8 protein-coding genes are annotated in these 9,081 nt (G+C 65.9%); 7 read left to right on the forward strand and 1 reads right to left on the reverse strand.

The features are described from left to right. The first annotated feature begins 45 nt into the window (after positions 1-45). The 7 genes from argJ to WBR68_RS17645 all read left to right on the forward strand — a co-directional run bounded on the left by argJ (position 46) and on the right by WBR68_RS17645 (position 7,866). The gene (gene argJ, locus WBR68_RS17620) at positions 46-1,272 is read left to right on the forward strand and encodes a bifunctional glutamate N-acetyltransferase/amino-acid acetyltransferase ArgJ (protein WP_230694856.1); all 1,227 of its coding nucleotides are present in this window, start codon (positions 46-48) and stop codon (positions 1,270-1,272) included. Between the two features lie 717 nt (positions 1,273-1,989). Next, the gene (locus WBR68_RS17625) at positions 1,990-2,856 is read left to right on the forward strand and encodes an ATP-binding protein (protein ID WP_230694857.1); all 867 of its coding nucleotides are present in this window, start codon (positions 1,990-1,992) and stop codon (positions 2,854-2,856) included. Further along, a complete protein-coding gene (locus WBR68_RS17630) occupies positions 2,849-3,811 on the forward strand; it encodes a Nudix family hydrolase (protein WP_050447041.1) in 963 nt (320 codons plus the stop codon). The genes WBR68_RS17625 and WBR68_RS17630 overlap by 8 nt, the downstream gene beginning before the upstream one ends. 325 nt (positions 3,812-4,136) lie before the next feature. Further along, positions 4,137-4,331 carry a DUF7259 domain-containing protein gene (locus WBR68_RS31500; RefSeq protein ID WP_420042482.1) on the forward strand — a complete coding sequence of 65 codons (195 nt, stop codon included), beginning with the start codon at positions 4,137-4,139 and terminating at the stop codon, positions 4,329-4,331. A gap of 3 nt (positions 4,332-4,334) precedes the next feature. Next, a complete protein-coding gene (locus WBR68_RS17635; protein WP_050447040.1) occupies positions 4,335-4,997 on the forward strand; it encodes a TetR/AcrR family transcriptional regulator in 663 nt (220 codons plus the stop codon). Between the two features lie 7 nt (positions 4,998-5,004). Next, a complete protein-coding gene (locus tag WBR68_RS17640; RefSeq protein WP_230694858.1) occupies positions 5,005-6,522 on the forward strand; it encodes an N-acyl-D-amino-acid deacylase family protein in 1,518 nt (505 codons plus the stop codon). Positions 6,523-6,615: 93 nt separating this feature from the next. After that, positions 6,616-7,866 (forward strand): D-amino acid dehydrogenase, encoded by a 1,251-nt coding sequence (locus WBR68_RS17645; RefSeq protein WP_230694859.1) that lies wholly within the window; start codon positions 6,616-6,618, stop codon positions 7,864-7,866. A 130-nt stretch (positions 7,867-7,996) separates the two neighbouring features. Here the strand turns inward: WBR68_RS17645 and WBR68_RS17650 are convergent, their stop codons facing one another. Continuing rightward, positions 7,997-9,013 (reverse strand): Bug family tripartite tricarboxylate transporter substrate binding protein, encoded by a 1,017-nt coding sequence (locus WBR68_RS17650; RefSeq protein WP_230694860.1) that lies wholly within the window; start codon positions 9,011-9,013, stop codon positions 7,997-7,999. Positions 9,014-9,081 lie beyond the last annotated feature (68 nt).

Below are 9,081 nucleotides of genomic sequence, written 5' to 3' on the forward strand. Positions count from 1 at the left end.
TAGCCTGGCGGCGATTTTGTCCTGCCTACTCATAGAGACGAAGTCATGGCCGTTAATTTGCAGATCCCCTCCGAGTCCGAAATTTTTCCTGTTGCCGGTGTTGAAATCGGCGTCACCGAGGCCGGCATCCGCAAAGCCAACCGACGTGACCTGACCGTGTTCCGTCTGGCCGAAGGCGCCAGCGTGGCGGGTGTGTTCACGCGCAACCGCTTCTGCGCCGCGCCGGTGCAGGTTTGCCAGGCCCACCTGGCCGCCGGCGGCCCGATCAGCGCGCTGGTCATCAACACCGGCAACGCCAACGCTGGCACGGGTGAAGAAGGCCTGAAGAAGGCTCGCGACACCTGCGACGCGCTGGGTAAGTTGCTGGGCGTGCCGGCTGCGCAGATTCTGCCGTTTTCCACCGGCGTCATTCTTGAGCCGCTGCCGCTGGACCGCCTGGTCGCCGGCCTGCCGGGCGCCATCGCCAACCTGGGCGCCGACCACTGGTCCAGTGCCGCCCACGGCATCATGACGACGGACACGCTGCCGAAGATCTCGTCGGCCAAGGTGCAGATTGACGGCAAGACCGTTACCTTCACCGGCATCAGCAAGGGCGCGGGCATGATCCGCCCGAACATGGCCACGATGCTCAGCTTTTTGGCCACCGATGCCGGCATCGCCCAGCCGCTGTTGCAGAAGCTGGCGGTGGAAATCGCCGATGCGTCTTTCAACCGCATCACGGTTGACGGCGACACGTCCACGAACGATTCCTTCATCATCGCTGCGACTGGCAAGTCGGGCGTGACCGTCAACAGCGAGTCCGACGCCGCCTACGCCGCCGTGCGCGAGGCACTGACCGCCGCCGCGCTGGAATTGGCCACGAAGATCGTGCGCGACGCCGAAGGCGCCACCAAGTTCATGACGATCCGCGTGGAAGAAGCGGGCACCACGGAAGAAGCGCTGAAGGTCGCGTATGCGGTGGCGCATTCGCCGCTGGTCAAGACCGCGTTCTTTGCCTCGGACCCCAACCTGGGCCGCATCCTGGCGGCGGTGGGCTACGCGGGTATCGACGATCTGGACGTGTCGAACATTCGCCTGTGGCTGGACGATGTGCTGGTGGCGAAAGACGGCGGCCGCAATCCGGATTACCAGGAAGCCGACGGCCAGCGCGTGATGAAGCAGGCCGAGATCCAGGTGCGCATCGCGCTGGGCCGCGGCACGGTGGCGGACACGGTGTACACCTGCGATTTTTCGCATGAGTATGTATCGATCAACGCGGATTACCGTTCGTAAATTGATGGGGCGCGAGCCATTTATTTGGTGGGGTGCCCGCGATATAGGTTGATGGGTTGCGCGCGATCTTAGGCGGTGTTCTTCTTGAAGCGATCGCGCGCTTCACCCATCCTACCCCGGGACAACCGTCGTACGACGGGACGACCATCGGACGGTGGGACGATCATCGCAAGGTTGGAAGGCCATCGAACGATTGGACGACCATCGAACGGTCGGACAACCATCGCACGGTTGGACGACCATCGAACGATTGGACAACCATCGCACGGTTGGACAACCATCGCACGGTTGGACGACCATCGAACGATTGGACAACCATCGAACGATTGGACAACCATCGCACGATTGGACAACCATCGCACGGTTGGACGACCACCGAACGATTGGACGGCCGTCGAACGATCGGACGACCATCGAACGATTGGACAACCATCGCACGGTTGGACGACCATCGAACGATTGGACAACCATCGCACGGTTGGACGACCATCGAACGATTGGACAACCATCCCAAGGTTGGACGACCATCGACCGATTGGACGGCCATCGCACGGTTGGACGACCATCGTAGGATGGGTGCCGCGCGGCAGGCTGCCGCCAAAAACACAAGCGCCAAACGCGCAAACCCATCAAGCAGCGCCCGAACTCCAACCAAAATCATCCACAGCACAACCGCGACCCACAACAACCGCCCCCACGCCACCCAAGGATGCAGACGTGACCGCAACCGAATTTTCCACCCTGATCCAGCGCGCCGAGCGTGTGCTGGCGCAGCTTGAGGCCTTTCTTCCGCCCGCCACGCCCGAGATCGACTGGAGCGCGCATGCTTTCCGTTGGCGCAAGCGTGGCTCGCGCGGCTGGCTGGACGCGGTGCGTCACGTCGCGCGCATCGACATGCAAGACCTTCAGCACATCGAGCGCCAGAAGGCCACCATCGACCGCAACACCGTGCAGTTCCTTGAGAACAAGCCGGCCAACAACGTGCTCATGACCGGCGCGCGCGGCACCGGTAAAAGCTCCCTGGTCAAGGCCATGCTGGCGGCCTATGGCGAGCGCGGCCTGCGCCTGATCGAAGTCGACAAGTCCGACCTGGGCGACCTGCCCGACATCGTTGAAATCGTCGCCGCGCGCCCCGAACGCTTCATCGTGTTCTGCGACGACCTGTCGTTCGAAGAAGGCGAACCCGGCTACAAGGCGCTGAAGTCCGTGCTGGACGGTTCCGTGTCGGCCTCGGGCGACAACGTGCTGATCTACGCCACGTCCAACCGGCGCCACCTGATGCCGGAATACATGAGCGAAAACCTGCAAGCCAAGCACCAGCCCGATGGCGAAATCCATCCGGGCGAGACCGTCGAGGAAAAGATCTCGCTGTCGGAACGCTTTGGCCTGTGGCTGTCGTTCTACCCCTTCAAGCAGGACGACTATCTGGACATCGTCTACCACTGGCTGCGCGAGCTGGGATGCCCCGAAGCGCAGATCGAGCCGTCGCGCACCGAGGCGCTGCAATGGACCATCGAACGCGGCTCGCGTTCGGGCCGGGTGGCTTATCAATTTGCACGCGATTGGGCGGCCCGCCATGTCTGAGAAGATCGTTGACGTTGCCGCCGGTTTGATCCTGCGCCCCGACGGCATGCTGCTGCTGGGCCAGCGGCCCGAAGGTAAACCGTGGTCGGGCTGGTGGGAATTGCCGGGCGGCAAGCTGGAGCCGGGCGAAACCGTGCTGGAAGCGCTGGCCCGCGAACTGCAAGAAGAGCTGGGCATCCGCGTGACGCAGTCGCGGCCCTGGGTGACCTACGTACACGTTTATCCGCACACCACCGTGCGCCTGGCGTTCTGCCACGTGACCGCGTGGGAAGGCGAGCCGCAAGGGCTTGAGAACCAGCGCCTGGAATGGGTGGCCCCCGCCAACGCAGCGTCGGTCGGCGATCTCTTGCCCGCCACGCTGCCCCCCTTGCGCTGGCTGCAACTGCCCACTACCTACGGCATCAGTTCGATCGGCTCGCGCGCGGGCGTGGCCGCGTTCCTGGGCCGGCTGGACGCGGCACTGGCGCGCGGCGTGAAGCTGGTGCAATTTCGTGAACCGCAATGGCCGGACGGCGCAAACGCAAGCTCGCTGCACGAGGTCTTGCAGCAGGTGATCAAGCGTTGCCACGCCGCCGGTGCGCGCGTGCTGGTCAATAGCGCACACCCCGCCGCATGGTGGAAGGAAGCCGACGGCGTGCATTTGCGCACGGCGGATGCCGCCCGCCTGCATGCGCGGCCCGAACTGCCGGCCGGCGCGCTCGTCGGCGTGTCCGCGCACGATAATGCGCAGGTGGTGCACGCCCGCGAACTCGGCGCCGACTTCGCGGTGCTGGGTCCGGTGCTGGACACGCCCAGCCACCCCGGCGCGCCAACGCTGGGTTGGGAAGGCTTTGTTGCCGGCAACCGTGATGCGGGCATCCCCGTGTTCGCGTTGGGCGGCCAGTCGACCACGACCGTGTCGCACGCGCTGCGCCATGGCGCGCACGGCATCGCCGGCATTCGTGGCGTGATCTGACACGCACCTTATCGTCAGCCGGCTGCATCAAGACGCCGCGTTCCGTGCTTGCCACGGCGCGGCGTTTTTACATTCCGATTGCGCTTCGATTGCGCTTGGTTGCGTTCCGATTGTCCGCCGCTCGCGTACCCCTTGCCCTTCGGCTGCATTGCCCATGCGCCGTCGCCGCATTGCCCCTAGGGAAACTCCCCCCTTGCTGCCCTCTGGCCGAAAGCAATACCTTGGAGCCCTTAATGTGACCACGTAGTCACATGACATCTGAACCACAGTCGCTGCACCCTCTCTTTGTCGTCGTCCCTACAACAAGGAAGTCCAGCATGGACGCATTCTTGCCGAGCAATCCGACCCTTCATTGCCGCGTACGCCAAGGCGTGCGAATGTCGCCTATCTGGGCAGCGAAGTCTGGCAAGATGGCAGGCGTATCGGCCATACCGTCAGCGAACTCATTGCCGACCTGGCTGACGGGCGAGTGACCGGCGTGCCGGACCCCGCCCGCTCCCTCATCCTCATGAAGGAATAGGCCATGTCCCGCCGCGAAAATACCGAACGACTGATCTTGCAAGCGCTGGAAGCCCAGATTCTGGAAACCGGCATGGGCGGGGTGGGCATCAACGCCATCGCCAAGCGCGCAGGGGTCAGCAAAGAGCTTATCTACCGCTACTTCGACGGCATGCCGGGCCTGATGCTGGCCTGGATGCAGGAACAGGATTTCTGGACACGCAACCCCGGGTTGCTGGCGGAAGATGAGTCCAGCCAGCGCACGCCCGGAGAACTGGTGCTGTCCATGCTGCGCGCGCAGATCGACGCGCTGGCCGGCAATGAAACCCTGCGCGAAGTGCGCCGCTGGGAACTGATAGAACGCAACGAGGTGTCGGCCCCCCTGGCCGAACGGCGTGAACGCGCGGCGCGCGGCTTCATCGACCGCGTGGACGGCCTGGCGCCCGACGTGGACATGCCCGCGATGGTCAGCGTGATGCTGGCCGGCGTGCTGTACCTGATGCTGCGCGGCAAAACCGAATCCCACTTCCTGGGCGTGCCGCTGCGCACGCCCGAAGGCTGGGAGCGCATCAGCGGTGCGCTGGAACACCTGGTGGCGCATGGCTTTCCAGACCCCTTGAATACCGAATCCCTTGCCACCCTGGAGGCGCGGCGCGGCAAACCGCCAGCCGCCGATCCCCCAACCTGAGCCCTACATGCCCGCGCATCCCGACCCGCAGGAATACGACATCATCATCACAGGCGGCCAGGTCGCCGACGGCTTGGGCGGACCGGCCCGCCGCGCCGACATCGCCATCAATGGCGAGCGCATCGCGGCCATCGGCGACGGCGCGCAATGGCGCGCGCGGCGCCGCCTGGACGCCACCGGCAAGGTGGTGTCGCCGGGCTTCATCGATTGCCATACCCACGATGACCGCGCGCTGCTGGGCACGCCGCTGATGCGGCCCAAAGTCAGCCAGGGCATCACCACCGTGGTCACCGGCAACTGCGGCATCAGCCTGGCGCCGGTGCGCACGCCGGGCGACGTTGTGCCGCCCCCGCTGAACCTGCTGGCCAAGCACACGGGCGAACTCTACGCCCGCATGCAGGACTACGCCGACGCGCTGGAAGCCACGCCCGCCGCCGTCAACAGCCTGGCGCTGGTGGGCCATTCCAGCTTGCGCGTATCGGCCATGGACCGGCTGGACCGCCCCGCTGACAAAGGCGAGATCGCCACCATGCGACGCGCGCTGGACGAGGCCATGGCGGCGGGTGCCGCCGGCTTGTCCACGGGCCTGTACTACCCCACCGCCATGCACGCCAGCACCGAGGAAGTGATCGGCGTGGCCGAGCCCTTGAAGGCCTGGCGCGGCCTGTACACCACGCACCTGCGCGACGAAGCCGACCACGTTTGCGACGCCATGGAAGAAGCCTTCCTGATTGGCCGCGCGGCGGACGTGCCGGCCATCCTGTCGCACCACAAGGTCACCGGCAAGCACAACCACGGACGCACCGCGCAAACGTTGGCGCTGTTCGACCGCGTGCGCGCCGACCAGCCCGTGGGCATGGACGTCTATCCCTACGCGGCGTCGTCCACCATTCTGGAACCGCGCCGCGTGGCGGCGGGCGAAAAAATCATCGTGACGTGGTCGCAGACGCGCCCGGAAATCCAGGGCGTGGACCTGCGCGAACTGGCCGCGCGTGAAGGCAAAGACCCTACCCGCCTGGCCGAAGAACTGTCGCCGGGCGGCGCCATTTATTTTTCGATGGATGAAGCCGACGTCAAACGGGTCATCGGGCATGGCAGCGTCATGATCGGGTCGGACGGCCTGCCGCATGACCAGCGCCCGCATCCCCGTTTGTGGGGCGCGTTTTCGCGCGTGCTGGCGCGCTACGTGCGCGAGATGCGCGTGCTGGGCCTGGAAGAAGCCGTGCGCCGCATGACGAGCCTGACCGCCGCGCAATTCGGCTTGAAAGACCGCGGCGTATTGCGCGCCGGCTGTTATGCCGACGTGGTGGTGTTCGACGCCGCCACCGTCGCCGATCTAGCCAGCTTTGTCGAACCGACGCTGCCGTCCACCGGCATCCACGCGGTGCTGGTCAATGGCCAAGTGGTCGAGGAAAACGGCGCGCCCACCGGCGCCCGCCCGGGCCGCCTGCTGCGGGGCGACGAGCGCGCCGCCCCCGGCTTCGAAACACCGGCCTGGGCGGCCTGTAACGCAAGCGCTACGTGAAGCGAATAACGAATAGCGAATAGCAAAAGGCAAATCGCAAATAGCAACCCTGAACGCCGCGCCCTCGGCGCGCGGCGGCTTTCCTGGAGCATCATGCATATCGTTGTCATCGGCGCGGGCGTGGTCGGCATGGCCACCGCCTACTTCCTGCATCGCGAGGGCCATCGCGTGACGGTCGTGGATGCGGGGTCCGGCCCGGGCCAAGCCACCAGCATGGCCAACGGCGCACAACTGAGCTATAGCTTTGTCGCCCCGCTGGCCGACCCCGCCGTCTTGCCCAAGCTGCCGTCCTGGCTGCTGGCCCAGGACGCGCCGCTACGCTTTCGCCCCCGGCTGGACCCCGATCAATGGCGTTGGAGCCTGGCGTTTCTACGCGCCTGCACGCGCGCCAGAAACCGTGAGACCACGCGTGAACTGCTGGCGCTGGGCATGTACAGCCGTTTGTGCGTACACACGCTGGTGCGTGATGAACAACCCGACTTCGACTTCACCACGGCGGGCAAGCTGCTGGTCTACCAGGATGCCGACGCCTACCGGCAGGCGCTGGCGCAACGTGACTACCTGGCGGGCCTGGGCTGCGAGCAACGGGTGATGGACAGGCGCGCCTGCCTGGAGATGGAGCCCGCGCTGGCCGGCATCGAAGCCAGCATTCAGGGCGCGCTCTACACCCCCACCGAAGACGCCGGCGACTGCCAGCGCTTGTGTACCGAACTGGAACGCATCCTGCGCGCCGCGCCCGACCCCGTGCGTTTCCACTTCAACACACGGGTGGACACGCTGCGCCGTGAACACGGCCGCGTGATGAGCGCATCCACCTCGGCAGGCGACCTGGAAGCCGACCATTTCGTGCTGGCCAGCGGCATGGGCGCACAAGCGCTGGCGCGGCCGCTGGGCTTGAACCTGGGTATCTATCCGTTAAAGGGCTACAGCCTGACCTACACGCTGACGCCGGACAGCGTGGCGCCTACCGCCAGCATCAGCGATATCCGCCGCAAGGTCGTATATGCGCGGCTGGGCCAGCGGCTGCGCGTGGCGGGCATGGTGGACATCGGCACGGGCGGCGCGGGCGTGGACCCGCAGCGCGTGCGCAGCCTGGAGCGCGACGTGGCGCAGTTCTTTCCTGGCCTGAAGCCCGAAGGCGCGCCCAACGCCTGGGCGGGGCTGCGGCCGGCCCGACCCGACGGCAAGCCGCTGATCGGCGCCACGCCCTACCGCAACCTGTGGTTGAACACCGGCCACGGCGGGTTGGGCTTTACGCTGGCCTTGGGCAGCGCGCGGGTCTTGGCGGATTTGATGCGGGGCCGCGACCCCGCCGTGGACCCATCCGCATTCGCATTGGCATAAAGCAGGAACGGGCACAGGCGCTGGCATGAGCTTTGGCTTGCGCCTGGGCTTTCGCCTGTGGGCCCAAGCGTGGGTTTGCGCGCAGGCTTGGGCTACAGCGTGAACCTGGTTCCGCCCAGGCCCGGCGTAATCAATCGGCCTTGATGCCTCGGCTTTGGATCAGCTTGCTCCACTTGCCGCGTTCTTTCTCTTCAAACGCGGCCAGGTCGGCGCCAAAGACATTGCCCGGCGTGGCGCCGCCTTGCGCCAGCGATTGCTGTAGCTCGGGTGCTTTCAAGGCCTGCTTCATGGCGGCGATCAGCTTGTCGACCACGGGCGCCGGAGTGCCGCGCGGCGCATACAGGCCGGACCAGGCGGTGACCTCGAAGCCGGGCAGGCCGGCTTCAGCCATCGTCGGCAGGTCGGGCGCGGCCGGGCTGCGTTCGGGCGACGTGACGGCAATGCCGCGCAAGCGTCCACCCGGTTTCATCGCGCTCATGGAGCTGGGCAGGTTGTCCATCAGGATATCGACCTGGCCGCCGATCACGGCGGGTATCGCCGCCGACGATCCCTTGAATGGCACATGCAGCATCTGCAAGCCCGCCAGCGATTCGAAGTAGGCGCCGGTCAGATGCACCGATGAGCCGATGCCGGGCGAGGCATAGGAATACTTGCCCGGGTCCTTCTTCACCGCCTTCATCACGTCATCCAGATTGCGCCATGGCGACGTGGCGGCCACCGCCATGACGTTGGGCGTGGACGCGATGATGCCCAGCGGCACCAGATCGGTGGCGGGGTTGAAGCCGATGTTGCTGTACAGAAATTGGTTGACCGTCTGCGTGCCGATGGACCCGAGCACAATCGTGTAGCCGTCGGCGGGTGCGCGCGTCGCGGCGGCCACGCCCAGATTGCCCGCCGCGCCCGGCTTGTTTTCAACCACGATGGACTGCCCCAGCGTGGGCGCCATGTGCTGCGCGATGGTGCGCGCGAAGAGGTCGGTGGTGCCGCCCGCTGGGAACGGCACGATCAGGGTGATGGGCCGCGCCGGCCATGTTTCCGCGGCGGCCACCGCCGAAAATGCCAGCGTGGCGGCTGCCACGGCGGAAGTCACCTTGCCTGCCCGGCGTCCAGCACAGGCGGCGGCGCGCCATTGAATTGACCAGCCCATCCTCTTTCCCCTTCGCATGATTGTGTTCGTGTGATCAAACGGAAGTCGGCGTCGGTGCAGCATGACGA

The organism is Achromobacter sp. JD-1, from assembly GCF_038594925.1.
Classification (GTDB): Bacteria; Pseudomonadota; Gammaproteobacteria; order Burkholderiales; family Burkholderiaceae_B; genus Achromobacter; species Achromobacter spanius_C.